26 protein-coding genes and 2 tRNA genes are annotated in these 24435 nt (G+C 54.6%); 11 read left to right on the top strand and 17 right to left on the bottom strand.

All coding sequences use genetic code 11. The features are described 5' to 3' along the window. The first annotated feature begins 1 nt into the window (after window position 1). Window positions 2–1219 (top strand): multidrug efflux MFS transporter MdtG, encoded by a 1218-nt coding sequence (gene mdtG, locus OKF39_RS09465; RefSeq protein ID WP_045630082.1) that lies wholly within the window; start codon window positions 2–4, stop codon window positions 1217–1219. A gap of 97 nt (window positions 1220–1316) precedes the next feature. Continuing rightward, window positions 1317–1691, top strand: a complete 375-nt coding sequence (locus OKF39_RS09460; protein ID WP_028012687.1) for a MysB family protein — start codon at window positions 1317–1319, stop codon at window positions 1689–1691. 6 nt (window positions 1692–1697) lie between these two features. On the opposite strand, the gene OKF39_RS09455 is transcribed toward OKF39_RS09460, so the two are convergent. The 3 genes from OKF39_RS09455 to mdoG all read right to left on the bottom strand — a co-directional run bounded on the left by OKF39_RS09455 (window position 1698) and on the right by mdoG (window position 6084). After that, window positions 1698–1925, bottom strand: a complete 228-nt coding sequence (locus OKF39_RS09455; RefSeq protein WP_013097162.1) for a YceK/YidQ family lipoprotein — start codon at window positions 1923–1925, stop codon at window positions 1698–1700. A gap of 84 nt (window positions 1926–2009) precedes the next feature. Then, window positions 2010–4538, bottom strand: a complete 2529-nt coding sequence (gene mdoH / locus OKF39_RS09450; RefSeq protein WP_041910533.1) for a glucans biosynthesis glucosyltransferase MdoH — start codon at window positions 4536–4538, stop codon at window positions 2010–2012. Continuing rightward, window positions 4531–6084 (bottom strand): glucans biosynthesis protein MdoG, encoded by a 1554-nt coding sequence (gene mdoG, locus OKF39_RS09445; RefSeq protein ID WP_028012685.1) that lies wholly within the window; start codon window positions 6082–6084, stop codon window positions 4531–4533. Before mdoG ends, mdoH begins: the two co-directional genes overlap by 8 nt. A gap of 254 nt (window positions 6085–6338) precedes the next feature. On the opposite strand from mdoG, the gene mdoC reads away from it, so the two are divergent. Further along, window positions 6339–7478 (top strand): glucans biosynthesis protein MdoC, encoded by a 1140-nt coding sequence (mdoC, locus tag OKF39_RS09440; protein WP_041910534.1) that lies wholly within the window; start codon window positions 6339–6341, stop codon window positions 7476–7478. Between the two features lie 35 nt (window positions 7479–7513). Here mdoC and ymdB read toward each other — a convergent pair whose 3' ends face one another. The 5 genes from ymdB to csgB all read right to left on the bottom strand — a co-directional run bounded on the left by ymdB (window position 7514) and on the right by csgB (window position 9974). Beyond that, window positions 7514–8056, bottom strand: a complete 543-nt coding sequence (ymdB, locus tag OKF39_RS09435; RefSeq protein ID WP_028012683.1) for an O-acetyl-ADP-ribose deacetylase — start codon at window positions 8054–8056, stop codon at window positions 7514–7516. A gap of 103 nt (window positions 8057–8159) precedes the next feature. Beyond that, on the bottom strand, window positions 8160–8480 hold the full coding sequence (locus OKF39_RS09430) for a fimbrial protein (protein WP_048959417.1): 321 nt from the start codon (window positions 8478–8480) through the stop codon (window positions 8160–8162). Between the two features lie 150 nt (window positions 8481–8630). Next, entirely contained in the window at window positions 8631–8963 is a 333-nt protein-coding gene (csgC, locus tag OKF39_RS09425; RefSeq protein ID WP_048959416.1) for a curli assembly chaperone CsgC, read from the bottom strand. 61 nt (window positions 8964–9024) lie between these two features. Beyond that, window positions 9025–9477 (bottom strand): curli major subunit CsgA, encoded by a 453-nt coding sequence (gene csgA / locus OKF39_RS09420; RefSeq protein WP_047368274.1) that lies wholly within the window; start codon window positions 9475–9477, stop codon window positions 9025–9027. A 41-nt stretch (window positions 9478–9518) separates the two neighbouring features. Continuing rightward, a complete protein-coding gene (csgB, locus tag OKF39_RS09415) occupies window positions 9519–9974 on the bottom strand; it encodes a curli minor subunit CsgB (RefSeq protein ID WP_028012679.1) in 456 nt (151 codons plus the stop codon). A gap of 755 nt (window positions 9975–10729) precedes the next feature. Here csgB and csgD point away from each other — a divergent pair. The 4 genes from csgD to csgG are packed head-to-tail and all read left to right on the top strand — an operon-like array spanning window position 10730 to window position 13071. Continuing rightward, on the top strand, window positions 10730–11380 hold the full coding sequence (gene csgD, locus OKF39_RS09410) for a biofilm master transcriptional regulator CsgD (RefSeq protein ID WP_028012677.1): 651 nt from the start codon (window positions 10730–10732) through the stop codon (window positions 11378–11380). Between the two features lie 4 nt (window positions 11381–11384). Next, the gene (csgE, locus tag OKF39_RS09405) at window positions 11385–11774 is read left to right on the top strand and encodes a curli production assembly/transport protein CsgE (protein WP_028012676.1); all 390 of its coding nucleotides are present in this window, start codon (window positions 11385–11387) and stop codon (window positions 11772–11774) included. A gap of 23 nt (window positions 11775–11797) precedes the next feature. Then, a complete protein-coding gene (gene csgF, locus OKF39_RS09400; protein WP_028012675.1) occupies window positions 11798–12211 on the top strand; it encodes a curli production assembly/transport protein CsgF in 414 nt (137 codons plus the stop codon). A gap of 26 nt (window positions 12212–12237) precedes the next feature. Continuing rightward, window positions 12238–13071, top strand: a complete 834-nt coding sequence (gene csgG, locus OKF39_RS09395) for a curli production assembly/transport protein CsgG (RefSeq protein WP_028012674.1) — start codon at window positions 12238–12240, stop codon at window positions 13069–13071. A 44-nt stretch (window positions 13072–13115) separates the two neighbouring features. On the opposite strand, the gene OKF39_RS09390 is transcribed toward csgG, so the two are convergent. The 4 genes from OKF39_RS09390 to ghrA form a co-directional block, all read right to left on the bottom strand. Then, on the bottom strand, window positions 13116–13598 hold the full coding sequence (locus OKF39_RS09390) for a DUF1097 domain-containing protein (RefSeq protein ID WP_072201771.1): 483 nt from the start codon (window positions 13596–13598) through the stop codon (window positions 13116–13118). A 96-nt stretch (window positions 13599–13694) separates the two neighbouring features. Then, window positions 13695–14249, bottom strand: a complete 555-nt coding sequence (locus tag OKF39_RS09385) for a TorD/DmsD family molecular chaperone (RefSeq protein WP_028012672.1) — start codon at window positions 14247–14249, stop codon at window positions 13695–13697. A 20-nt stretch (window positions 14250–14269) separates the two neighbouring features. Beyond that, window positions 14270–15007, bottom strand: coding sequence for a PHP domain-containing protein (locus OKF39_RS09380; protein ID WP_479983717.1), 738 nt, complete (start codon window positions 15005–15007; stop codon window positions 14270–14272). An 84-nt stretch (window positions 15008–15091) separates the two neighbouring features. Further along, window positions 15092–16030 (bottom strand): glyoxylate/hydroxypyruvate reductase GhrA, encoded by a 939-nt coding sequence (gene ghrA, locus OKF39_RS09375; RefSeq protein WP_028012670.1) that lies wholly within the window; start codon window positions 16028–16030, stop codon window positions 15092–15094. 232 nt (window positions 16031–16262) lie between these two features. On the opposite strand from ghrA, the gene OKF39_RS09370 reads away from it, so the two are divergent. Further along, window positions 16263–16350 (top strand) — tRNA-Ser (locus tag OKF39_RS09370). Window positions 16351–16593: 243 nt separating this feature from the next. On the opposite strand, the gene OKF39_RS09365 is transcribed toward OKF39_RS09370, so the two are convergent. Continuing rightward, window positions 16594–17499, bottom strand: a complete 906-nt coding sequence (locus OKF39_RS09365; protein ID WP_479983716.1) for a LysR family transcriptional regulator — start codon at window positions 17497–17499, stop codon at window positions 16594–16596. 109 nt (window positions 17500–17608) lie between these two features. On the opposite strand from OKF39_RS09365, the gene OKF39_RS09360 reads away from it, so the two are divergent. From OKF39_RS09360 to OKF39_RS09350, 3 genes are all read left to right on the top strand, one after another. Continuing rightward, on the top strand, window positions 17609–18469 hold the full coding sequence (locus OKF39_RS09360; protein ID WP_045261663.1) for a pirin family protein: 861 nt from the start codon (window positions 17609–17611) through the stop codon (window positions 18467–18469). 20 nt (window positions 18470–18489) lie between these two features. Continuing rightward, complete coding sequence (locus OKF39_RS09355) at window positions 18490–19167, top strand: isochorismatase family protein (RefSeq protein ID WP_248185793.1); 678 nt, start codon at window positions 18490–18492, stop codon at window positions 19165–19167. A gap of 137 nt (window positions 19168–19304) precedes the next feature. After that, window positions 19305–19392: transfer RNA gene (locus tag OKF39_RS09350), tRNA-Ser, on the top strand. A 217-nt stretch (window positions 19393–19609) separates the two neighbouring features. Here the strand turns inward: OKF39_RS09350 and phoH are convergent. The 4 genes from phoH to efeU all read right to left on the bottom strand — a co-directional run bounded on the left by phoH (window position 19610) and on the right by efeU (window position 24188). Beyond that, complete coding sequence (phoH, locus tag OKF39_RS09345; RefSeq protein WP_024908976.1) at window positions 19610–20398, bottom strand: phosphate starvation-inducible protein PhoH; 789 nt, start codon at window positions 20396–20398, stop codon at window positions 19610–19612. 499 nt (window positions 20399–20897) lie between these two features. Next, on the bottom strand, window positions 20898–22181 hold the full coding sequence (efeB, locus tag OKF39_RS09340) for an iron uptake transporter deferrochelatase/peroxidase subunit (protein WP_028012667.1): 1284 nt from the start codon (window positions 22179–22181) through the stop codon (window positions 20898–20900). Between the two features lie 5 nt (window positions 22182–22186). Next, entirely contained in the window at window positions 22187–23314 is a 1128-nt protein-coding gene (gene efeO / locus OKF39_RS09335) for an iron uptake system protein EfeO (RefSeq protein WP_028012666.1), read from the bottom strand. Window positions 23315–23354: 40 nt separating this feature from the next. After that, window positions 23355–24188: an iron uptake transporter permease EfeU gene (efeU, locus tag OKF39_RS09330; RefSeq protein WP_479983715.1), complete on the bottom strand. Its 834-nt coding sequence runs from the start codon at window positions 24186–24188 to the stop codon at window positions 23355–23357. Window positions 24189–24435: the final 247 nt, after the last annotated feature.

The raw sequence follows: 24435 nt of genomic DNA, 5'->3' as shown, positions 1-24435 counted from the left end.
TATGACACCCTCAGATGCCCCCATAAACTGGAAGCGTAACCTCACGGTTGCGTGGCTTGGCTGTTTTCTTACCGGCGCGGCGTTTAGCCTGGTCATGCCTTTCCTCCCGCTCTACGTCGAACAGCTGGGCGTGACGGGCCATAGCGCACTCAACATGTGGTCTGGCCTGGTATTCAGCATCACGTTTCTCTTTTCCGCCATCGCCTCGCCCTTCTGGGGCGGCCTTGCCGACCGCAAGGGACGTAAAATCATGCTGCTGCGTTCGGCGCTGGGGATGGCGATTATCATGGCGCTGATGGGCGTGGCGCAGAACGTCTGGCAGTTCCTGATATTGCGCGCATTGCTGGGCTTATTGGGCGGATTTATTCCCAACGCGAACGCCCTGATCGCCACGCAAATTCCTCGCCATAAGAGCGGCTGGGCGCTTGGCACGCTCTCAACCGGTGGCGTGAGCGGCGCCCTGCTTGGGCCGCTGGCGGGGGGATTACTGGCGGATAACTACGGCCTGCGCCCGGTCTTTTTCATCACCGCCAGCGTGTTGTTCCTGTGCTTTATCGTCACCCTGGTCTGCATCCGTGAAAAATTTACGCCCGTCGCCAAAAAAGAGATGCTTCACGCCAGAGACGTGCTGACCTCGCTTAAAAATCCCAGACTGGTGCTGAGCCTGTTCGTAACGACATTGATCATTCAGGTGGCAACCGGATCGATCGCTCCTATTCTCACCCTATACGTTCGCGACCTGGCGGGTAACGTCAGCAATATTGCGTTTATCAGCGGACTGATTGCTTCTGTGCCCGGCGTGGCGGCGCTGGTTAGCGCACCGAGACTGGGGAAATTGGGTGACCGGGTCGGCCCGGAAAAGATCCTGATCTGCGCACTGATCATTTCCGTTCTGCTGCTTATCCCCATGTCGATGGTGCACTCTCCGTGGCAGCTGGGTGTGCTTCGCTTTTTGCTGGGCGCCGCCGACGGGGCGTTGCTGCCCGCCGTACAGACTCTGCTGGTCTACAACTCCACGAACCAGATTGCCGGGCGTATCTTTAGCTATAACCAGTCGTTTCGCGATATCGGTAACGTCACCGGGCCGCTTCTCGGGGCGGGTATTTCCGCCAGCTTCGGTTTTCGCGCCGTCTTTATCGTGACGGCAGGCGTGGTGCTGTTCAACGCGATTTACTCGTGGTTCAGTTTATCCCGCGCGTTACGGCCGGTGACGGAATAAGAAGAACGCCTGACGGCTTATTTTCGCATTCATACTTGCAGAATCTGATATTCAGCTATTCTTTCCCTGAAACCTTCTGGAAAACAGGGAGACACCAATGACCATGTACGCCACGCTGGAAGAAGCTATTGATGCCGCTCGTGAAGAGTTCCTTGCCGATAATCCCGGCGTTGAGGAAGAAGATGCTGACGTGCAACAACTTAATATCCAAAAATATGTTCTGCAGGATGGAGATATTATGTGGCAGGCCGAGTTCTTTGCCGATGAAGGTGAAGAAGGAGAATGTTTGCCGGTCCTGAGCGGTGCAGGTGCGCAGGCCGTGTTTGATGGCGACTATGACGAAATCGAGTTACGCCAGGAATGGCTGGAGGAGAATACGCTGCACGAGTGGGATGAGGGCGAATTTCAGCTCGAGCCACCGCTGGATACGGAAGAAGGTCAAACCGCAGCCGATGAATGGGACGAGCGTTAATTTACGCTACTCGTACGGGCCGTGGCTGGCATCGATGGGCAGCAACAGCGTGTCGAAAATCAGCGAGAACGGCAGATCGAGCACCGTCAGGTAGCGCCATGCGGAATCACGGACATCCCATTTTACGCCCGGGTAGTACTGGTTGCCATGGCCCTGACCTGGAATGGTGCGGCTGATGATGCTGCCGCAACCGCTCAGCAGGCATGCCATCATGACGACGATGATTATTTTCATCAGTAACCTCTAAAAAAATACCGGCCTCACAGCCGGTATTTTATCTGACGGGTGGCGCTTTGCTTACCCGCCTTGCTTAACCGCTTACTTCGCCTTCAGCGCCAGCGGGTTCAGCTTCAGCTCTTTGTAGTAGTTCACCCACGAAGAGTACTTCTCCGGAGCGGACCATACGCGATAGTGAAGTCTTGCCATCGTGACCGGATCGCTCAGCAGCACCAGACGACGGTCGCGATTGAGTTTTTCCGGGGTCTCGTTAAGCGCCTGCTCAACGTGACGATCGCGGGCAATCTCCAGCACCTGGCTTGCGCGGTGACGCGCGGTGGCCATTGCCGTCGCCAGAGCGTTGAATGACGGATTAAACACGGCGTGCATAAAGCCATCGTCCAGCGTGCGGTTACGGTTCTGCTCCAGATAGGTATCGGTATCCACCAGCACCTGCGGCGGGGAATACTCTTCCGGGATCAGGAACAGTTTCCAGCGTTTGGTACGCAGCCCTACCGTTGAACGGCTGGAGATCACGGACACAAACGGCGACAGGATCAGCGAGAAGACAATCGGCGCCAGCCAGAACAGGAAGCGCAGATCCAGCCAGGCCATCCCGGCCGCCCACACCAGGCCCAGCAGCAACTGAGACCCGTGACGCATGAAGGCTTCACTCCACGGCGTGGAGTCGTCATCACGCTGCGGTGAGTTCCAGACCACTTCCCAGCCCAGGAATGCACTGACCACAAACACGGTGTGGAACAGCATACGCACCGGCGCCAGCAGCACGGAGAACAGTACTTCCAGCAGCAGCGAAAGGGTGACGCGGAAGAATCCGCCGTACTCTTTCGAGCCTTTGCACCAGATCAGGATGATACTGAGCAGCTTAGGCAGGAACAGCAGCACCATGGTGGAAGCAAACAGCGCAATCGCCAGCTCCGGACGCCACTGCGGCCACACCGGGAACAGCTGGCGCGGTTGCAGGAAGTATTGCGGCTCCGTCAGGGCATGGACGACCTGCAGCGCAGTGGAGAGCGCGAGGAACATAAACCACAGCGGTGCGGAGAGATAAGACATTACGCCCGTCAGGAACACCGCACGGTGAACCGGGTGCATCCCTTTTACAAGGAACAGGCGGAAGTTCATCAGGTTACCGTGACACCAGCGGCGGTCGCGCTTGAGCTCGTCCAGCAGGTTCGGCGGCAGCTCTTCGTACGATCCCGGCAGGTCGTAGGCAATCCAGACGCCCCAGCCAGCACGACGCATCAGCGCCGCTTCCACGAAGTCATGCGACAGAATCGAACCGGCAAACGAACCCTCGCCCGGCAGCGGCGCCAGCGCACAGTGTTCGATGAACGGCTTCACGCGGATAATGGCGTTGTGGCCCCAGTAGTGTGACTCACCCAACTGCCAGAAGTGCAAACCGGCGGTAAACAGCGGGCCGTAAACACGGGTGGCGAACTGCTGGCAGCGCGCGTACAGGGTGTCCATGCCGGATGCTTTTGGCGAAGACTGAATGATCCCCGCGTTCGGGTTGGCTTCCATCAGACGCACCAGACCGCTCAGGCAGTCACCGCTCATGACGGAGTCAGCATCCAGCACGACCATGTAGCTGTACTGGTTACCCCAGCGGCGGCAGAAGTCATCGATGTTGCCGCTTTTACGCTTCACGCGACGGCGGCGGCGGCGGTAGAAGATCTGTCCTTCGCCCTGCACTTCCGCAATCAGCTCCATCCAGGCTTTTTGCTCTGCCACGCAGATATCCGGGTTGTAACTGTCGCTCAGGATGTAAACGTCGAAATGCGCCGCATTACCGGTTGCCTTTACGGACTCCCAGGTTGCACGCAGCCCCGCAAATACGCGGTCAACGTCTTCGTTACAGATAGGCATAATTAGTGCGGTACGGTGCTCGGGATTGAGGGGTTCATCCCCGACCGTTGACGCCGAAATGCTGTACTTGTCCCGTCCCATCAGCAGCTGCAGGAAGCCCATCAGCGCGGTCCAGAAACCGGCAGAGACCCAGCAGAAGAGAACCGCGAACAGCAGGAGAATGCCGCTCTGCAGGATATACGGCAGCAGCTGCATGAAGGAGACCCAGAGATCCTGGCCCATCATGTCCGTCGGATTGATAAACGCCCAGCCCTGGTAAGGCAGAATGGTTTTCATATACCAGGTCGCGACAACCGTCTGCGCCAGCGTCAGAAGCAGCAGGATATAACGGCGAATTGTCCCCACGGTACGCCATTTCTGTTCGGAGGCCTGCTCTTCTTTCGTCAGGCGCGACAGATAGCGCGGCGTGACGTCACGCCCGCGCAGGCGATCCCAGAAGCGGCCAACCGGGTTGGTGCGCCATGGATCGGGGAACATTGAGGAACGCGTCGCTTTCGGCATCGCCTGAAGCTGATCGCGTCCTTCGTCGTCTTTAATCAACTGCCCTTCTGCCAGCGAGTCCGGCCAGGCCTGCTCCAGACGCGCCTTGACTGACCCCAGCGGCGTATCATCATCACGGGAAAACTGACGATGTTCGCCATCCAGCGCGGTGTGAACCGCGCGGATGTCGCTCTTAGGCAGCGCCGCTTTTTCGATATCCGTCAGCGGCATGGCATCAATATATTCAGATGTATTATTCATTGGCAGGTAGCTGGTAGCTCCAGGTTTCACTCAGCGGCTGATCTTCACTGACCAGCGCAGCACGCATTTCAGTGGTCTGTTTCGGATCTTTCACTTTCACGCGCAGGGTCAGACGCCAGCCTTTGGTTACCGGGTTGTAACGCACGGTGTTCTCTACGATTTCACCGTTGTCACCGATGCTGGCCTGGGCCGACACCGCAGTATCAGGAGACAGTTTCTTCATATCCTGGCCGGTGAAGTCCACGACAAACGCTACCGTACCGTCAGGCTGACGGATCAGGTTAGACTGCTTCACGTCACCCGTAGAGCGGCGAGTCTGCGTCACATACGCGTTATCCGGCGCATGCAGCTTATCTTCGTCGCGGCTGAAGGTAATGGTGTACTTGAAGTTCATCTCTTTACCGGCTTCCGGCAGCTGATCCGGCGTCCAGTATGCGACGATGTTGTCGTTGGTTTCGTCGTTGGTTGGAATTTCAACCAGCTCTACCTTGCCTTTACCCCAGTCGCCTTTCGGCGTAACCCAGGCGCTTGGACGCAGGTCATAGCGGTCGTCAAGATCTTCAAAGCGAGAGAACTGACGGCCACGTTGCAGCAGGCCAAAGCCCTGCGGGTTTTCCATCGCAAAGCTGCTGACCGCCAGATGTTTCGGGTTATTCAGCGGACGCCAGATCCACTCACCGTTACCGGCATGAATAGACAGACCGTTGGAGTCATGCAGTTCCGGGCGGAAGTTGGTTGCCGGTGACGGCTGGTTCGGCCCAAACAGGAACATACTGGTCAGCGGAGCGACGCCCAGTTTGCCCACTTTGTCACGCAGGTAAACCTTAGACTGCACGTCAACGACCGTGTCACGACCTGGCATAATCACAAAGCGATAGGCACCAGTTGCGCGTGGGGAATCCAGCAGCGCATAAATAGTCAGACGTTTGTCCGTTGGTTTTGGACGCTCAATCCAGAACTCGCGGAAACGCGGGAACTCTTCACCTGATGGCAGCGCGGTATCAATAGCCAGACCGCGCGCAGAAAGCCCGTACACCTGCCCCGCGCCAATCACGCGGAAGTAGCTGGCGCCAAGCATGCTAACGATTTCGTCGTTTTTATCTTTGCTGTTGATCGGGTAAAGCACCTTGAAGCCTGCGAAGCCCAGGTCTTTCACCGTATCTTTGTCGTGCTGCACATTGCCAAAATTGAAGTAATCCGGGCTGTACTTGATCTTACGTACCGCGGTCGCCGTCACTTCATTGATGGCAACAGGCGTGTCGAAGTACATACCCTGATGATAAAATTCAAGCTTGAACGGGGTTTTAACATTGTTCCAGTACGCTTTATCGTGGTTGAACTGGATCTGCTGATAGTCCGCATACTTCATGTCGCGGAAAACGGAGGGCAGGTTACTTTTCGGCGCTTCGTAGCTCTTGCCTGCCATCGATTTTGCCTGTTTTGCGACATCGTCGATGTTAAAGGCCAGTGCCGATGAGGTATACAGTGATAACACCACCGCAACACCCAACCAACGCATTTTCATCATCTGTGGTTTATGTTTCATAATAAGTAAGCACTTCCCCCTTTGTGTGCTTATATCGATCCGATCCATTTTAATGGAAACTCAGGCAATCCGACAACATAATCACTGCTTTGTTCAGCTGCTGGCTCATGGATTAAGCAAATGAAAGAACCCGTTATTCACTTTGCGTGCTTATCCTGGAGACAGTGTGTCGGTCTTGGTGTAGGGTTGGCGTCGAATGTAACCATTATGAGCCTTAGGGATAAGGCGAAAAGTCTGAGAATGCGCAACGTTATATGAGCACAACACCGATACAACGGGAATATTTCCTCGACTCGATCCGGGCATGGCTGATGCTATTGGGGATCCCCTTTCATATTTCACTGATTTACTCCAGCCACACGTGGCATGTTAATAGCCAGATGCCCTCCTGGTGGCTGACGCTGTTTAATGACTTTATTCACGCCTTCCGCATGCAGGTGTTTTTTGTCATCTCCGGCTATTTCTCGTACATGCTTTTTTTACGCTATCCGCTTAAGCGCTGGTGGAAAGTGCGCGTAGAGCGCGTAGGTATTCCCATGTTAACCGCCATACCGCTGCTGACGCTGCCGCAGTTCATTATGCTGCAATACGTTAAAGGCAAGGCGGAGAACTGGCCGAATCTCTCGCTGTATGAAAAGTACAACACGCTGGTCTGGGAGCTGGTGTCTCACCTCTGGTTCCTGCTGGTTCTGGTGGTGCTGACCACGGTCAGTCTGGTGATTTTCAGCCGCCTGCGCCGTCATCTCAGCACAACAGCAGACTCTTTCTTCGCTAACGTCACGCTGGGCAAACTGTCGGTGCTCTTCTTACTGCTGGGGATCGCTTATGCCGCGGTGAGACGCACGCTGTTTATTGTCTATCCACCGATACTGAGCGACGGCCTGTTCAATTTTGTGGTGATGCAGTCGCTGTTCTACATTCCGTTCTTTTTAATTGGCGCGCTGGCCTTTATTCATCCAAGGCTTAAAGCGCTGTTTACCACCCCGTCACCGTGGTGCGCGGTGGGTGCGGCCATCGCGTTTGCGGCCTACCTGCTGAACCAGCGCTACGGGAGTGGCGACGCCTGGATGTATGAAACAGAAAGCGTGATCACCATGCTGTTGGGCTTGTGGATGGTGAACGTGGTGTTCGCGCTCGGCCACCGTTTGCTGAACTTTAAGTCCAGCCGCGTGACCTACTTCGTCAATGCCTCACTGTTTATCTATCTGGTGCACCACCCGTTGACGCTGTTCTTCGGGGCATACATCACGCCGCATATCGCATCCAACACGCTGGGCTTCTTTACCGGGCTGGTGTTTGTGGTGGGGATTGCCGTCGTACTCTACGAGATCCATCTGCGGATCCCTCTTCTGCGCTTCCTGTTTTCAGGAAAGCCTCAGCCGAAAGCCGCCTGAGCAGTGCGGCGCACTCACGGTGCGCCGCCTTCGCTTCAGCTCTCCAGCTCTTGTCTGCGCTGAGTCAAAAGCCGCTGATAAAGATGCGTGGTGTCTTCATCGAAGCAGACAAAAATCACCTTTTCTGGCAGCGGTTTAAGCGACAAATAGCGGTAAACCGTTTCGACGGCGATGGTCGCCGCTGCCGCCTTAGGATATCCATACACGCCGGTGCTGATGGCCGGGAACGCCATCGTTTTATAGCCGTTGTCGGCGGCAAGCCGCAGACAGTTTCGGTATGCCTCCTCCAGAAGGCTCGCTTCATGCTGGTCTCCGCCGTGCCACACGGGCCCGACAGCATGAATCACCGCTTTGGCAGGAAGGTTGCCCGCCAGCGTAATCACCGCATGGCCCGGTGGGCATTCACCCTGTTGCTGACGCACGATTTTACAGGCTTCCAGTAACTGCGGTCCGGCAGCCCGGTGAATAGCGCCGTCTACGCCTCCTCCCCCCATCAGGGAAGGATTGGCCGCATTGACGATGACGTCGACATGAACTGTCGTAATATCGCCATGAATAACTTCAATTTGCGGTTTCATAAAGCCCCTCTGCTGCCCGCCTTTTTTATAAGTGTATCGCAGAGGGGTTATTGAGAAAAACGATAGGCATAAAACCGCGCCCGCCGACGGGCGCGCACGGGTATTAACGGTACTGGATCTGAACAACCGCGAGCGTTTTTTCAGGATTCAGGTACGTCATATTCACTGTCGCCAGGCCGGAAGCCGTCGCCTTGCCGTTCAGCGCGTCGCCGTAACTCACCATACGCGTTTGCATACGATTTTTTTCCGGACACGACACCGCCAGCTGCCGCTGCTGCTGGGTAACTTCGCAAGGGTCAGCAACGATTGCGCCGCGAAAGTGAATAACGCCGCCCTGCGCGAGCGTGGCCGAATAAGCTGGAGCGATAAATGCCGAAACAAGCAGGCCCAGACCTGAAATAAGAGGTGCAAAAGAGTGGGTCACGATATGTACTCCTCAATGAAAATCGTCCATGAGGGGCAAACGCGCTTCATTATGCAAACGAAGGCTGACGTTACGGAACCTAACAACGTAGTTCCTGATAACAGCTTAGTTCAACGGCAAATATTCACAATGCATTGATTTCATGAATATTTACAGCGCACCCCCGGCTGGCGACCACTGCTGTGATAAATGAAGCGCTTTTCCATCCGTGACGGTGACAACGATTTTTATCGTGTCTTCCGCAGAAATAGTTAAACTCAACCGCGTTAAATCAATCGGCTGATTAGCGGGAATAAAAAGGGTATTTTGCTGTCGCGAAGCACTTTGCCCACTCTGCCCTTCCTTCAAAGAGAGGATCTGAACCTGACAATCACACGGTTCCGTCAAAATGACCTGCGGAATAATGGTCGTCATATTTCCCTGCTGTGACGTTTGAAAGGTTATCTGCCCGGAAAGCGCGGCAAGGAGAATGAAGGTATTCATGAGGAACTCCCGAAAAAAAACAGGGCATCGGCCCTGTTTTTTTGTAGTACAGATTTCAGTATCAGTACTGATGCGCTGTCGCGTGGTTACCAAAGCCGATCTGGGTAACGTTGACGGTGGAGTTAGACGCCGTCTGGTCTACGAGCGCACCGTTAAGGCCGCCGTACTGGCTAACATTCATAACGGATTTTTTGCTGTTCCACTGGTCGAGTGTCGCACTGTTGCCAAAGCCGTTCTGGGTCAGGTTGATTTTGCTGTCGTCAGAACCCTGACCGACATCAGCCCCGTTACCGCCACCGGTCTGGCTAATATTAAGAACGGAATTTCTGGCATCTGTCTGCAACGCCAGCGCGGAGTTACCGCCACCGTTCTGATAAATATTCAGGGTTGAATTTGGACCACTGTTTCCGCCATGACCGTGTCCATGACCCCATCCGCCCTGATTAATCATACCAGCCATAGCACTACCAGAAACGACGATTGCTGCAAGTGCTGCCACTTTGATAAATTTCATGGTAAACCCCCATCGGATTGATTAACGTCGTCGCGAAATAGCTAGCGCTGAATAACGCGAATTGCCATCTGCGACTGTTTCTGCACTACAACTGCGGTTTTCTGCGTACCGTACTGCGTAATATTTGCTCTATTACCCGACCCTTTCTGGATAATTTTCGCACTATTACCATATCCATCCTGCGTAATACCTGCATCGTTCCCGTTACCGCTCTGATCGATCCAGGCAATATTGTAAGTCCCTGATTGATCAACTCTCGCTCTGTTGCCTGCCCCATCCTGAGAAATGACGGACAAGAGTTTCGATCCTTCCTGGCGAAGCTGAGCGTCATTAAATACGCCCTGTTGACCAATAATGGCTGCCTGATTTAATGATGAATAACTTAATTCATTAACCGCAAAATTATATTCAGCGTTTGCCAAATCTGAATTCGCGGCGGTTACAAATCCAGGCGCACCCAGTAATGTAAACATCAAAAATAACGATGTGTTTTTCATGTTGTCACCCTGGACCCGGCTACCTGAAAACACCCTGATCGTATTTCGTATTAAACGACTCGTTTTTGTTAACGCGTCGTTACGGTGAAGAGTATGTCCGCTGAAACATTTTAAATATCTCACCCGCGCGGCTTATTTTTATTTTTCAGGTCACCACAAAGTTGTAATTTGCACCATAAAAGGCATTACACAGGCCGTTTTTATTTTTTTATGAAATATTTATGCGCGACATGTTGTACAACGGCGAGACAGCCGTCCATGCCCCTTCCCGCGTTGTTTAAGCGTAACGCCAGGATGACATTTTCTTCAGGGCGTGACACAAGGCGAGTTTTCTTAAGCCAGAAAAACCAGAACGGCATGACTTAGAAAGTATCAGTTACTCATACCTGGGTACAAACTAAACAAAATAATAAATACTTATAAATATTAACTAGTTAATTATATTTGTATGATTTTTAAAATCTATGCACTACTATTTCCATGTACAACTTTCATATCAAATAGCAACATTAAAAATCTGCAATTTTAACAAATTAATATTGATTTTTACATCTTGTTACATGATTAACACTTGCTTTAAAATTCGTAAAAGCTAGATTGAAATTAGATGTACGAAATTGGTTTTATATTTACCTCCCTGTGGAGGTTATGTTCTGATTCTACACACAGCAGTGCAACATCTGTCAGTACTTCTGGTGCCCTCTTCTTTACAGAGAGGGCGGCTGTCAGGTGCCAAAAATAAGTGGGGTTTCATCATGTATAATGAAGTCCATAGTTTACATGGTCATACATTACTGTTGATCACAAAACCTTCTCTGCAAGCGACAGCTTTATTACAACATTTAAAGCAATCTCTATCACTGAACGGGAAATTGCATAATATTCAACGTTCTTTTGATGATATTGCGCCTGGCAGCATCATTCTGTTTGATATGATGGAAGCCGATAAAAAGCTTATCCATTACTGGCAAGATAACTTAAGCAGGAAAAACAATAATATCCGCGTGTTATTATTGAATACGCCTGATGAATATCCTTTCAGAGATATTGAAAGCTGGCCGCATATCAATGGCGTGTTCTACGTCACTGAAGAAGAAGTTCGGGTGGTAGATGGTCTACAAGGCATATTGCGCGGCGAATGCTATTTCTCGCAAAAGCTGGCCAGCTACCTCATCACGCACTCCGGAAATTACCGCTATAACAGTTCGGAATCAGCGCTGCTCACCCACCGTGAGAAAGAGATCCTGAACAAATTACGCATTGGTGCTTCAAATATTGAAATCGCCCGTTCGTTATTTATCAGCGAAAATACGGTAAAGACGCACCTTTATAATCTTTTCAAGAAGATAGCTGTTAAAAACCGAACTCAGGCGGTTTCATGGGCAAACGATAACCTCAGGCGTTAATCACATGAAGCGCACGTTGAGTTGGATCGCCGCAGCGAGTCTCCTGCTCGCTGCAGGGAACCTGCAGGCCGTTGAGGTCGAAGTTCCCGGATTGTTAACTGACCACACTGTTTCATCGATCGGGCACAGTTTTTACCGGGCCTTCAGCGATAAATGGGACAGTCCCTACACGGGTAATTTAACAATCAACGAGCGGCCCAGTGCACGATGGGGAAGCTGGATAACCATAACGGCCAATCAGGACGTTATTTATCAAACGTTTTTATTCCCCTCGAAAACAGACTTCGAAAAAAACGTAGCCTTAGCACTGGCTCAAACTGAAGACGCTATTAATCGCCTGCAAATAGATAAAGCCCTATTAAGCACCAGCGATTTAGCAAAAGATGAGTTCTAGCGAACCGATATGCGGAGGCTGTCATGCGTATTGCATATGCAGTTGTTTCGATCATGCTTATTGCTCCCCTGAGCTGGGCCGGAAATATGACCTTCCAGTTCCGTAACCCTAACTTTGGCGGTAACCCCAACAACGGTGCCTTTCTGCTGAATCAAGCTCAGGCACAAAACTCCTATAAAGATCCGAGCTTTCAGGATTTTACCGTTGATACCCCTTCCGCACTGGATAACTTCACCCAGGCTATCCAGTCGCAGATTTTAGGGGGATTGCTGACCAACATTAATACCGGCAAACCCGGCCGAATGATGACCAACGACTTTATCGTCGACATCGCCAACAGGGACGGACAGCTCCAGTTGAATGTGACCGATCGTAAAACCGGAAAAACTTCCACCATAGAGGTTTCCGGCCTGCAAAATAATTCAACTGACTTTTAAACAATAGCTAAATAAGGACAACGACCATGCAGCGCTTCCTGATATTTGTTGCAGTGTGCTTATTGAGCGGTTGTTTAACTGCTCCGCCTAAAGAAGCTGCAAAACCCACATTAATGCCGCGGGCCCAAAGTTACCGTGATTTAACCCATTTGCCTTCACCTACGGGCAAGATATTTGTCTCGGTATACAACATTCAGGATGAAACCGGACAATTTAAACCTTATCCGGCAAGTAACTTCTCCACCGCGGTGCCGCAAAGCGCCACCGCCATGCTGGTGACTGCACTTAAAGATTCGCACTGGTTTATTCCGCTGGAACGCCAGGGGCTTCAGAACCTGTTAAATGAACGAAAAATCATTCGTGCCGCGCAGGAGAATGGCACCGTTGCGGACAATAACCGGATGCCTCTGCAGTCTCTGGCCGCCGCAAACGTGATGATTGAAGGGTCGATTATCGGTTACGAGAGCAACGTGAAATCGGGTGGCGTGGGCGCGCGCTACTTCGGTATCGGCGCAGATACCCAGTACCAGCTCGACCAAATTGCGGTTAACCTGCGCGTCGTGAACGTCAGTACCGGTGAAGTGCTCTCTTCGGTCAACACCAGCAAAACGATTTTGTCTTATGAAGTTCAGGCTGGGGTATTCCGCTTCATCGATTACCAGCGCCTGCTGGAGGGAGAAATTGGCTACACCTCTAACGAACCGGTCATGATGTGTCTGATGTCAGCCATTGAAACCGGCGTGATCTTCTTAATCAACGATGGTATCGATCGCGGGCTGTGGGATCTGCAAAACAAAGCGGACGTGCAGAACCCGATCCTGGTGAAATACCGTGATATGTCGGTGCCTCCGGAATCCTGACGGGCAGCGCATAAAAAAGGCGAGATGATTATCTCGCCTTTTTTTTATTCACTCACCGCGGTGATGTTTTGCGTTTTTTCCCGTCGCGCCGCCAGCCAAAGACCGCTGTTCTTCATGGCGTAGCCAAACAGCAGCCCCAGCGCCAGGGAAGGAACCACCAGCTTCCAGTCCCCCTGCCCGGCAAAGGTTGCGCAGGCCCCCATAAAGGTTCCCGGCACAAACGACAGCAGCAGATGCTTCGCCTGGATGCACATCAGGAACGCGACGACACCCGTCATGACGTACCCCAGCATCTCCAGATGCGGCGCCAGCGCGCTGCCTTTCATGATGACCAGCGCCCAGATAACGCCGCTCATCAGCGTGCAGCCTGAGATAAAGAGCCCTTTCAGCCCGCCCTGAGGACAGGCGAAATAGGCCGTGCAGCCCAGGAAGCCAGCCCAGCTTAACAGACCGAGAGACACCGCTACCCATCCCCAAATACCGGAGAGGATGCCCGTCGTGATTGCAATACAAAGTAATATGTTCATGGCGCGCATCTTAGCAGAAGCGCGCCGTAGAAATGCGATCAGAAGCACATTACGTGCAAGTTGAAATGTATCGTTGCAGGATTTTTGTGATTTACATCACTCCTCGCTCTCTTCTTCCAGCTCATCCCACATTGCTGCAATGGCGTCACGCGTCAGCGGGGCCAGCGTTCGCCAGAACGGAGAGGTGGCATGAGCTTCCACTTTACCCAGGAAGGTCCCCACCCACGGCAGCAGATAGGTTTCGAAGAGGATCCCGATGGCTTCATTTTCATCGTCGCCAGCGTTGTCTTCGATCCAGGACGCGGCCAGCAGCAGCGTACCGATATGATCGGCTGGGGTATCGCTCAGGGGCATCCCGCGTTCTGAAAGGAATGCCCGCACTTCCGCTTCGGTCGCGCCTTCCTGCCAGGCGGAACGATACGGCGACACGCGGCACTCTTCGCCCACGAACAGAGCATTGTAGTCCGTTGAGATCTGCTGCATATCGCAGCTTTTCTGCAGGCGCTCCAGTAACTCATCCTGTTCCAGCGGCCAGTTCTGCGCCAGTTTACCTTCGCGAATCAGCGTAAACAGCGGCACCAGCAGCGGGTCCTGCGGCTGGCGGTAATACAGGGAGCCCAGCACGCGGCAAAGGATGGAAAATTCATTCATTGTTTTATTCCGTTATTCAATTAAAGATCGGCAAATTCATCAATCGGCGCCATGCCGCGCGACTCGAGGAAATCAAGCATACGACGCGGCGTGACGTTCAGGATGCGCTCTTCCGGGAAATCCACATCCTGCAATATTTTCAGGCACTCGCTAAAATCCCCCAGCGTGAAGGCCGTGTGCGAATCAGAGCCCAGCGCCACCATGCCACCCGCATCACGCACGGCGGCAGCCACTTCGCGACAGTTGGCTTCACTGCCTTTACGCGAGTGCACGAACGAGGAGTTGTTAATCTCCAGCGCCACGCGGTGTTTCGCCGCGGCCTGCGCCACGGCCTGAATATCAATCGGGTATTTCGGATTGCCCGGATGGCTGATGATGTGCACATTGCCGCTGGCAATAGTGGCAATCATCGCCGCGGTATTGGTCTCTTTATCCTGCGGCGGGAAAACCGGCTCATGGAAACCGGCAAGGATCAGATCTAAGGAGGTCAGCATCGGGCCGGTACAGTCAATTTCACCATCGGTGTTTTTGATGTTCGCCTCAATGCCGCGCAGTATCCCAATGCCGTCCACCAGACGTGGCCAGATACGCATATTCACAAAATGCCAGTAGTGCAGCGCATCCGCCATATCCGGGCCGTGATCGGTTATCGCGAACAGCTTGATGCCCTTAAGCTTCGCCTGGGCGATATAATCATGGAGGTTGCTATACGCGTGGGTGCTGGCGACGGTGTGCATATGCAGGTCAACGGGATACATCTTTCTCTCCTCTGCGTTTTTTCCAAAGGATAGCAGTTATCAGCGGCGAATATTAGCAAAAACCCGGCGAACGCCGGGTTTCTCTCAGTAGCCGCGCTGTCGGTCGACCTGTCCGGTGACCGGGTTACCCTTCTCTATTTCACCGATCGTGTGCGAGATATAGGCCACCGCCTCGGCAGGTCGCGTCACGGCGGCAACGTGCGGAGTCATTGCCACGCGCGGGTGTCGCCACAGCGGGCTTTCCTCCGGCAGCGGCTCACGGCTGTAGACATCCAGCATGGCGCCTTTAAGCTTCCCGCTATCCAGCGCCTTCAGCAGATCTGGCTCGACCAGATGCACGCCGCGCGCCAGGTTCATCAGATAGCTCTGGTCGTCCAGCTGGTTGAGCAGGCCTTCATTGATAATCCCCACCGTTTCCGCCGTATTGGGCAGCAGGTTAATCAGCACACGCGTGCCGTTCAGGAAGGCCGGAAGCTCATCCGTTCCGGCAAAGCTCTCAACGCCCGGATAGTCTTTACGGCTGCGGCTCCAGCAGCGCAACGGGAAGCCCCACGGCGCGAGCGCTTCAGCCACTTTCGAACCCAGCACGCCTGCGCCGAGGATACCAACGGTAAACGCTTCGCGCGGATATTCAGGCAGCGGCTCCCAGCGGGATTGCTGCTTAAGCGCCTGATAGTCATCAAAGCGGCGGAACCAGTGCAGCACCTGGCTGACGGCATATTCCTGCATTTGCTGGCCCATACCGGTATCTTCCAGGCGGAACAGAGGAATATCTTCCGGCAGCATTTCAGGGTGTGCTTTCAGCTTGCTCAGAATGGAATCCACGCCGGCTCCAAGCGCAAACACGGCCTTTAACTTACGGCCCTGGAGCATTTCTACCGGCGGATGCCAGACCAGCGCGTAGTCAGCATGTTCGTTATCGCCCCGCTTCCACTCACGAACGCGAGCGCCCGGCAGTGCCGCAGAAAGTGCCTTAATCCAGTAAGCCGTATCAAAAGTGGGGTGATAGAAGAGTATATCCATAGTCAATCCTGCCTTTTATTGCGCTGATTTATTTTGCTTTTTAACTGGACGGTCAGCATAGCAAATTTATTGCGTGACCGTGTTGTTGATAAAAAAGACGCTTTCAGCACATTTAAGAATCATGTTGCCTGAAGTTTGTCTAAACGCGCTAAATTACTGAAAAAGTGGGTTGACGGCAGTTCGGCTTTTCCTTACATTAGCGCCCGTCCCAGCAACAACGGGATGACAATATGGTGAGGTGTCCGAGTGGCTGAAGGAGCACGCCTGGAAAGTGTGTATACGGCAACGTATCGGGGGTTCGAATCCCCCCCTCACCGCCATATTTTAAGAAGAGCTCGCATGAAAATGCGGGCTTTTTTTTCGCATGTTGCACGCCTGCGGGGGGATGAGAACCCCCGACCGGGGTTCGACAACTGGCGCAGCCAGTTGGACAGACTGTGAGCAAAGCGAACAGGCTGCCCGCAGGGCGAGCGAAGCGAGTCAATCCCCCCCGGTGCTATATTCAGCTCGGTGCAGCCTGAGCGCCTCACCCTAACCCTCTCCCCGAAAGGGCGAGGGGATCGTTACTCCTCCACCATCCGCGCATACTCTTCAGTAAGAAAATCCACCAGCGTTCTGACGGACGGCAGCAAACCTCGTCTGGAAGGATAAACAGCGTGGATCACTTCCCGTCGGGGTTCCCATGCGTCCAGCACCCTTACCAGTTCCCCGGATGCCAGCTGATCCTTGACCATCAAAATCGGCAGCTGCACCACACCCACCCCCGCCATCGCCGCTTCACGCAGCGCCAGCATGTCGGTGGTAATAAAGCGCGGCGTGTAATGAATCGCGGCTTTCGCTCCCTCCGGCCCGCTCAGCTCCCATCTGTGCTGCTGCTTTCCCACCCCCATGCTCAAACCCGGCCACTCGCTCAGCTCAGAGGGCACGGCAGGGTGACCCATCCGCGCAATCAGCGCAGGGCTCGCCACCAGGCAGTGTCCCCTGTCTGCCAGCACTCTTAACACCAGGTCGCTGTCATCAAACGGACGTGGACGAACGCGGATCGCCACGTCGATGCCCTCTCCCACCAGATCAACCCGTCGGTTGGTGGCCTCAAGCTGAAGATTGATCCCCGGATAGCGCGCCATAAACCGCGCCAGCATGGGCCCCACGTGCACGTGCAGCAAGGTGACCGGACAGGTGATCCTGACCACGCCGCGTGGCTCGGCCTGCAACGCCGCCACCGCCTCTTCCGCAGCTTCGGCCTCTACCAGCATGGCTTTACAGTGCTGATAGAACGTCAGCCCCACTTCCGTCACCGTAAACTGCCGGGTGGTGCGCTGGATCAACCGCACGCCAAGGCGCTCTTCCAGCAGGGCAATCCGGCGGCTCAGTTTTGACTTGGGCTGATCGAGCGCCCGACCCGCCGCCGCAAATCCACCATGGTCCACCACCTTCACAAACCACGCGAAATCATTGAGATCCTGCATACGCCCTCATCGTTCCATATTCAGAACAGTGAATGTCATTTTCACTATCTACCGGGATATTAACCCTGAATATAAGCTAATTACATCAACAGAACATCAGGAGTTCATCATGAAAAACGTAACAGGCGTTTATACCGCACCTCGTCCGCACTGGGTCGGTGACGGTTTCCCGGTTCGTTCAATGTTTTCTTACCAGACGCACGGCGAGCCGCTGAGCCCGTTTCTGCTGCTGGACTATGCCGGACCGTACACCTTCCCGGCGGACGGCGCGAAACGCGGCGTGGGCGAGCATCCTCATCGCGGCTTTGAAACGGTGACCATCGTTTACGCCGGCGAAGTGGAGCATCGCGACTCCACCGGCAGAGGCGGCGTTATTGGCCCCGGCGACGTGCAGTGGATGACGGCGGGCGCAGGCATCCTGCACGAGGAGTTCCACTCCAGCGCCTTCGCGCAGAAAGGCGGTGAACTAAAAATGATGCAGCTGTGGGTCAACCTGCCCGCCAAAGACAAAATGGCGACGCCCGGCTACCAGAGCATCACCAAAGCGGATATCCCGGTGGTCACGCTGCCGGATAACAGCGGCACGCTGCGGGTCATCGCCGGTCGCCTTGAGGACGTGACGGGCCCGGCCCATACCTTCTCACCGCTGAACGTCTGGGACATCGCGCTTAACCAGGGCAGCCATCTGACGCTCAACCAGCCCGAAGGCTGGAGCACGGCGCTGGTGGTACTTGAGGGCAGCGTAACGGTGAACGGCACCACGCCAGCGGGTGAAGCGCAGCTGGTTGTGCTAAGTCAGAGCGGTGAAAAGCTGCATCTGGAAGCGAACAGCGACGCGAAATTGCTGCTGATGGCCGGTGAGCCGCTGAATGAACCGATTGTGGGCTACGGCCCGTTTGTGATGAACAGTAAAACCGAGATCGCGGAAGCCATTCGTGATTTCAACTCCGGCCGCTTTGGCCAGATCTGAACGTAATTAAGGAGCGCAATATGTCTACCCCTGCAAACTTCAACGGTGCACGTCCCGTCATTGACGTAAATGATGCCGTCATGCTGCTTATCGACCACCAGAGCGGGCTGTTCCAGACCGTCGGCGACATGCCCATGCCGGAGCTGCGCGCCCGTGCGGCGGCGCTGGCAAAGATCGCCACGCTGGCGAAGATCCCGGTGATCACCACCGCCTCCGTTCCACAGGGACCGAACGGCCCGCTTATCCCGGAGATCCACGCCAACGCGCCGCATGCGCAGTATGTGGCCCGCAAAGGTGAGATCAACGCCTGGGATAACCCGGAATTCGTGGCGGCGGTAAAAGCTACCGGTCGCAAGACGTTAATTATTGCAGGCACGATCACCAGCGTCTGCATGGCCTTCCCGTCCATCAGCGCGGTGGCGGCCGGATATAAAGTGTTTGCGGTGATTGATGCCTCCGGCACCTACAGCAAAATGGCGCAGGAGATCACCCTGGCCCGCGTGGTCCAGGCAGGCGTGGTGCCGATGGATACCGCCGCTGTGGCCTCTGAGATCCAGCGAACCTGGAACCGTGAAGATGCGGCTGAATGGGCTGAGGTATACACCCACATCTTCCCGGCCTACCAGCTGCTGATCGAAAGCTACGGCAAAGCGCAGGAGGTGGTGAAAAACAGCGAAGTGCTCGATTCGCAGCGTTAATCCTGCGCTATACGACATAAGCTGATTAAGGCTTAACCGAACAAGCACGAATGCAGAAAATCTGCTTGACCGCTTTCGCGCAACTCCCTATAGTAGCGCCCCGTTGCCCCCTAAGCGGTCAGGCAGCAAAACAATATGGTGAGGTGTCCGAGTGGCTGAAGGAGCACGCCTGGAAAGTGTGTATACGGCAACGTATCGGGGGTTCGAATCCCCCCCTCACCGCCATATTCAAGATGAGAGCTCGTACGAAAGTACGGGCTTTTTTCTTTTGGATCGCACCTGGGGATTCGAACCTTGAGACTCCCTGCGCTCTTTATGCCTGGTGGCGCTACGCTTACCAGGCCTACGGGTATTGTAGGTCGGGTAAGCGCAGCGCCACCCGACAACATGCCTGCACATAAAACAAAGCCCGGTTTCCCGGGCCTTGAACACAACAGCACACTCAGTAATACGCTTGCAGTGTGCGCTGACAGAGCGCCGAGCGCACGCAGTCCTCTTTGGTGAAACGAACCACCCCAATCATCTCATCTTCCTCAAAACGTGACATGGCGTCGCTGAGGCCGGACTTCACGCCCGACGGCAGGTCACACTGGGTAATATCGCCGTTGACGATAACCGTCACGTTCTCCCCGAGGCGCGTTAAAAACATCTTCATTTGCGCAGCGGTCACGTTCTGAGCCTCGTCGAGAATAACGACCGCATTTTCAAATGTACGTCCGCGCATATAGGCGAACGGCGCGATTTCCACCTTGCCAATCTCTGGTCGCAGGCAGTACTGCATAAAGGATGCACCCAGTCGCTTCACCAGCACGTCATAGACGGGCCTGAAGTACGGAGCAAACTTCTCCGAAATATCGCCGGGCAGGAAGCCGAGATCTTCATCAGCTTGCAGTACAGGACGGGTAACAATAATGCGCTCCACGTCCTTATGGATCAGCGCTTCCGCTGCTTTGGCTGCACTGATCCAGGTTTTCCCGCATCCGGCTTCGCCGGTTGCAAAGATGAGCTGTTTACTCTCGATAGCATTCAGGTAGTGCGCCTGAGCCTCATTGCGCGCCACAATTGGAGAATTATCACGGCTGTCTCTGGCCATGCCAATTGCTTCTACGCCACTCATCTGCACAAGCGAGGTGACCGATTCTTCTTCACGCTGTTTATGGCTACGTGAGTCCCGTCTCAGCACACGTTTTGCTTCGCGACGAGCTTTGATCACTGCTTTTTGTCTTCCCATGGATAGCACCTTGAGTTGTTGGTATTCATCACACGCGCCAGCTTCGGCACGATTATGCGCACGAACATCAGAGGGTTGGCTTCCTTGTAAGCCATTGCTTGCTTTATCAGATGACGATACAGAACGGCTACGCGCACCGGTCTGCACGTCGGTCGAATCAGATTCTTGAGGTGTGGGGGAGAATTTAGTGGTGAGGAAATCGCTGCCGGAGTCTGAGCCTCCGCGCCGGGTGCTGCGGTTGTTATGTTTACCTTGTCCAGTACAGGACGCAACCATTCGCGATCTCCATAGTGATTCAGCATCACTGCCGGGAACTACCGCTGTCTTATCTTAAGTACATCAGGAGTTATCATAAATGCAACATTTATTTTACCTGAATGCAACTTTTAAGACTGTTCCTGCAGCGGAATCAGTCTTATATATGAATATTACAGAAATATAACAATAAGATAGTCATATGAAAAAATAATGTCCCCGCGAACTATCGCAGGGACGATTATCAGGCTTCCATCAGACCTTGTGCGAGATACGCGCCAGCATCGCGCGCGCCGGGCAGGGCAAAGAAATAGCCGCCGCCGATGGGCTTAATGTACTCTTCCAGCGCTTCGCCGTTTAACCGCTTCTGCACGGTCAGGAAGCCTTTCTCCAGATCGTGCTGATAGCAGACGAACAGCAGCCCCATATCAAGCTGGCCGGAATTAGTCACGCCCAGCGAATAGCTGTAGCCACGGCGCATCATCAGGCTGGACTGCGTCTCTTTGGTGCGCGGGTTGGCAAGGCGAATATGGCTGTCGAGCGCGATAACGTCGCCATCCGGGTCGTTCGCGTAGTCCGGCACATCATGCTCGTGCTTCATGCCCAGCGGCGCCCCGCTCTGCTTGTCGCGGCCAAAAATCGTCTGCTGCTCTTTCAACGGCGTGCGGTCCCAGAACTCCACGTGGAACTGAATAATGCGCACAGCCTGGTAGCTGCCGCCCACAGCCCATGCGGGTTCCCCCTGATCTGCCGTCACCCACACCACGTCTTTCATCAGCGCCGCATCGCTACTGTCCGGGTTGGCCGTGCCGTCCTTAAAGCCCAGCAGGTTAACCGGCGTCTCTTTGCCTTTGCTGCGGGCGGCGTGGTCAGAGATAAACCCTTCCCGCTTCCAGCGCACGCTCAGCAGATCCGGCGTGTGCTTGATGATATCGCGCAGGGCGTGGATCACCGTGTCCTGGGTATTGGCACAAATCTGCAGCAGCAGATCGCCATGGCACAGCGCCGCGTCGAGGGAGTCATTCGGGAAACGCGTCATCTTCTGCAGCGCGTTAGGCTTCTGTTTTGCCAGGCCGTAGCGGCCGTCAAACAGCGACTCCCCTACCGACACGGTAATGGTCAGGTTATCCGGCGCGATAAACGCCCCGAGGATACCGGAATCCATCGGCGGCAGGCGCGGGTTCGGCGTATCCGGTGCCGGCCCGCCCGCGGTAAGAAACGCGATGCGCGCCGTCAGCAGGCGGAACAGACGCTCCAGATCTGCCTTATCGCTTGCCAGCGAATCAAAGGCCACCAGCATCATGGAAGCCTGCTGCGGCGTGAGAATACCCGCCTGGTGCGCGCCATAAAACGGCTGGGTCTCCATGCGGGCATCCGGCGAGAGCGTACCGGGCGCGCTCTGCGGTTTCGCCGCATGCGCCACCGGGCAACCTCCCGCCAGGGCAAACGCGCCGCCCAGCGCCCCTACCCCTTTTAACAAACGACGTCGGGAAGGTTCCGCCACGTCGAATTCTTCGTGCTTGTTCATCGTGCTTAGTCCAGACCCAGTACGCCGCGCAGCAAGGAGAGATCTTCCGCCAGCGTCGTAATCGGGCCTTTCAGCGCGTTACGGTCGGCGTCGGTCAGCTTGTCGTAGGTTTCGAACCCGTCTTTGGTACGGTACTTCGCCAGGATGGTATCGACCTTTTTGAAGTTGGCATCTACTTTCGCCAGCAGTTCGCCGTTCTCTTTCTGCAGCTGAGGACGCAGCAGCTCGACAATCTTCTGCGCACCGTCGACGTTGGCCTGGAAGTCCCACAGGTCGGTATGGCTGTAGCGATCTTCTTCACCGCTGATTTTGCTCGCGGCCACTTCTTCAATCAGACCGGCCGCGCCGCCCACCACCTTCGACGGCGGGAAGGCCAGCTCGCTGATGCGCTTTTGCAGCTCCAGCACGTCGGTGTTCAGCTGCCCGGCGTATTTCTCCATTCCTTTGGTGGAGTTATCACCAAACAGGGCTTTTTCCAGACGGTGGAAGCCGGTGAATTTCGGATCGGCGGCCTTCTGCTCGTAGTCATCTTCGCGGGCATCAATGCTGCCGTCGAGGTCAGAGAACAGCTCGGCAATCGGCTCGATGCGCTCGTAGTGCTGACGGGTTGGCGCGTACAGGGATTTCGCTTTTTCGATATCGCCAGCTTTCACGGCGTCGGTGAAGGCTTTGGTACCCGTGACCAGGTCCGCCGTCTCTTTGGTGACGTAGGCTTTATAGGCGGTGATAGCGTCGCCCAGGCTCAGCAGGGCCGTGCCTTTGGCCGCGTCCGCCGTCGCTGCACCTTTGACGATCAGCTTGCCTTTAGGGTTGGTCAGCAGGCCGCAGGTCATGTCGTATTCACCCGGCTGCAGGTTGGCGGTCATCTTCTGGCTGAAGCCCGGCGCGATGTTCTCGCGCTCTTCCACCACCATCACGCCTTTGAGGATCTCCCACTCCAGCGCCTTCTGGCTGTGGTTCTGAATGATAAACTGGGTTTTACCGCTGTTAACCGTGATGGTCATCGGCTCGCACTGCTTATCGTTAACGGTGACTTTTACCTGCGGAATATCCGCAGCCTGCGCAGCGAATGCAGAAGCGAACAGCGCGGCAATGCCTGCGCACAATGCACTACGACGAAACTGAATTGCCATGACTCTTCCCTTAAAAAGTATGTTGTAACTAAAACAATAATTACGGCGCAACGCGCGACGCCTGCGTACCGGTACGCGGCGGCATCGCGAACAGCACCAGCGCCGGAACCAGATAGATAAAGTACATCGCCACTTCGCTGACGCTCGGCGTTTCCTGGTAGCCGAAGATGCCTTCGAGCAGGGTGCCGGTCAGTGAATGGGTGGAGAGAACGTTGCTAAGATCGAACGCCACGTCCTGGAAGTGGTTCCACAGGCCCGCCTCGTGGAAGGCGCGGATCGCCCCTGCCGCCAGCCCCGCGGCCACCAGCAGAATGAACAGGCTGGTCCACTTAAAGAAGGCGCCCAGGTTGAGGCGAATGCCGCCCCAGTAGAGCAGAAAGCCCAGCACCACCGCCGTTGCCAGACCGAGCATGGCGCCCAGCGGCGGCCAGATGCCCACATCCTGCTGGAATGCCGCCAGCAGGAAGAAAACCGATTCCAGACCCTCGCGCGCCACGGCGAAAAAGACCATCATAATCAGCGCCCAGCCGTGGTGATTCCCCTTCTGCAGAGCGTTATCCACCGCCTGCTCCAGCTGCACCTTCACGTTGCGGGAAACTTTGCGCATCCAGAAGACCATCCACGTCAGGATGAACACCGCAATCACGGCGACGATACCTTCAAACAGCTCCTGCTCTTTCTGCGGGAATTCGCCGGTGGTTTCATTGATGAGGATACCTAAGCCCAGGCAGAGCGCCGCGGCAAGGAAGACGCCAACCCACATCACGCCAATCCAGCGCCCACGCTGGGTGCGCTTCAGATAGCTGGCGATAAGGCTGACAATCAGGGCCGCTTCAAGGCCTTCACGTAACATAATGAGAAATGGAACAAACATGCCGACACCTTAAATGTTTATCGCGGTCAACTGATGCAAAGAAAGGTAAATTCTTGTGATAGTGATTATCATTACGGCGAAAGGAAACACAAGCGAAATGTGTGGTGATTTGATGACGAGTTGTAAACGCAAAGCCTGTTAATAGTTGCCGCCGTTACCGTTAAGTTTATAAGTTATAATAAAAATGCCCATTTACGGTTAACCAGTGCTGTGGCTAAATATCCGCCTCAAAAACCAACCGAAAATA

It is taken from the genome of Enterobacter cloacae complex sp. HYC042_NIDB, from assembly GCF_056673315.1.
Note: the sequence above shows the minus strand (reverse complement) of the source record. Positions and strands in the feature narration are given on the sequence as shown.

Bases quoted from the DNA above. Each gene is read 5' to 3' on its own strand.
- OKF39_RS09455 (WP_013097162.1), bottom strand. From the start codon at position 1,925: ATGAAAATAATCATCGTCGTCATGATGGCATGCCTGCTGAGCGGTTGC.
- OKF39_RS09360 (WP_045261663.1), top strand. From the start codon at position 17,609: ATGAAAAACGTAACAGGCGTTTATACCGCACCTCGTCCGCACTGGGTC.
- efeB (WP_028012667.1), bottom strand. From the start codon at position 22,181: ATGAACAAGCACGAAGAATTCGACGTGGCGGAACCTTCCCGACGTCGT.
- OKF39_RS09385 (WP_028012672.1), bottom strand. From the start codon at position 14,249: ATGAATGAATTTTCCATCCTTTGCCGCGTGCTGGGCTCCCTGTATTAC.
- csgF (WP_028012675.1), top strand. From the start codon at position 11,798: ATGCGTATTGCATATGCAGTTGTTTCGATCATGCTTATTGCTCCCCTG.
- efeO (WP_028012666.1), bottom strand. From the start codon at position 23,314: ATGGCAATTCAGTTTCGTCGTAGTGCATTGTGCGCAGGCATTGCCGCG.
- csgE (WP_028012676.1), top strand. From the start codon at position 11,385: ATGAAGCGCACGTTGAGTTGGATCGCCGCAGCGAGTCTCCTGCTCGCT.
- OKF39_RS09355 (WP_248185793.1), top strand. From the start codon at position 18,490: ATGTCTACCCCTGCAAACTTCAACGGTGCACGTCCCGTCATTGACGTA.
- OKF39_RS09460 (WP_028012687.1), top strand. From the start codon at position 1,317: ATGACCATGTACGCCACGCTGGAAGAAGCTATTGATGCCGCTCGTGAA.
- efeU (WP_479983715.1), bottom strand. From the start codon at position 24,188: ATGTTTGTTCCATTTCTCATTATGTTACGTGAAGGCCTTGAAGCGGCC.
- ymdB (WP_028012683.1), bottom strand. From the start codon at position 8,056: ATGAAACCGCAAATTGAAGTTATTCATGGCGATATTACGACAGTTCAT.
- mdtG (WP_045630082.1), top strand. From the start codon at position 2: ATGACACCCTCAGATGCCCCCATAAACTGGAAGCGTAACCTCACGGTT.
- csgG (WP_028012674.1), top strand. From the start codon at position 12,238: ATGCAGCGCTTCCTGATATTTGTTGCAGTGTGCTTATTGAGCGGTTGT.
- csgB (WP_028012679.1), bottom strand. From the start codon at position 9,974: ATGAAAAACACATCGTTATTTTTGATGTTTACATTACTGGGTGCGCCT.
- mdoH (WP_041910533.1), bottom strand. From the start codon at position 4,538: ATGAATAATACATCTGAATATATTGATGCCATGCCGCTGACGGATATC.
- csgD (WP_028012677.1), top strand. From the start codon at position 10,730: ATGTATAATGAAGTCCATAGTTTACATGGTCATACATTACTGTTGATC.
- csgA (WP_047368274.1), bottom strand. From the start codon at position 9,477: ATGAAATTTATCAAAGTGGCAGCACTTGCAGCAATCGTCGTTTCTGGT.
- OKF39_RS09365 (WP_479983716.1), bottom strand. From the start codon at position 17,499: ATGCAGGATCTCAATGATTTCGCGTGGTTTGTGAAGGTGGTGGACCAT.
- csgC (WP_048959416.1), bottom strand. From the start codon at position 8,963: ATGAATACCTTCATTCTCCTTGCCGCGCTTTCCGGGCAGATAACCTTT.
- OKF39_RS09390 (WP_072201771.1), bottom strand. From the start codon at position 13,598: ATGAACATATTACTTTGTATTGCAATCACGACGGGCATCCTCTCCGGT.
- phoH (WP_024908976.1), bottom strand. From the start codon at position 20,398: ATGGGAAGACAAAAAGCAGTGATCAAAGCTCGTCGCGAAGCAAAACGT.
- mdoC (WP_041910534.1), top strand. From the start codon at position 6,339: ATGAGCACAACACCGATACAACGGGAATATTTCCTCGACTCGATCCGG.
- mdoG (WP_028012685.1), bottom strand. From the start codon at position 6,084: ATGAAACATAAACCACAGATGATGAAAATGCGTTGGTTGGGTGTTGCG.
- ghrA (WP_028012670.1), bottom strand. From the start codon at position 16,030: ATGGATATACTCTTCTATCACCCCACTTTTGATACGGCTTACTGGATT.
- OKF39_RS09380 (WP_479983717.1), bottom strand. From the start codon at position 15,007: ATGTATCCCGTTGACCTGCATATGCACACCGTCGCCAGCACCCACGCG.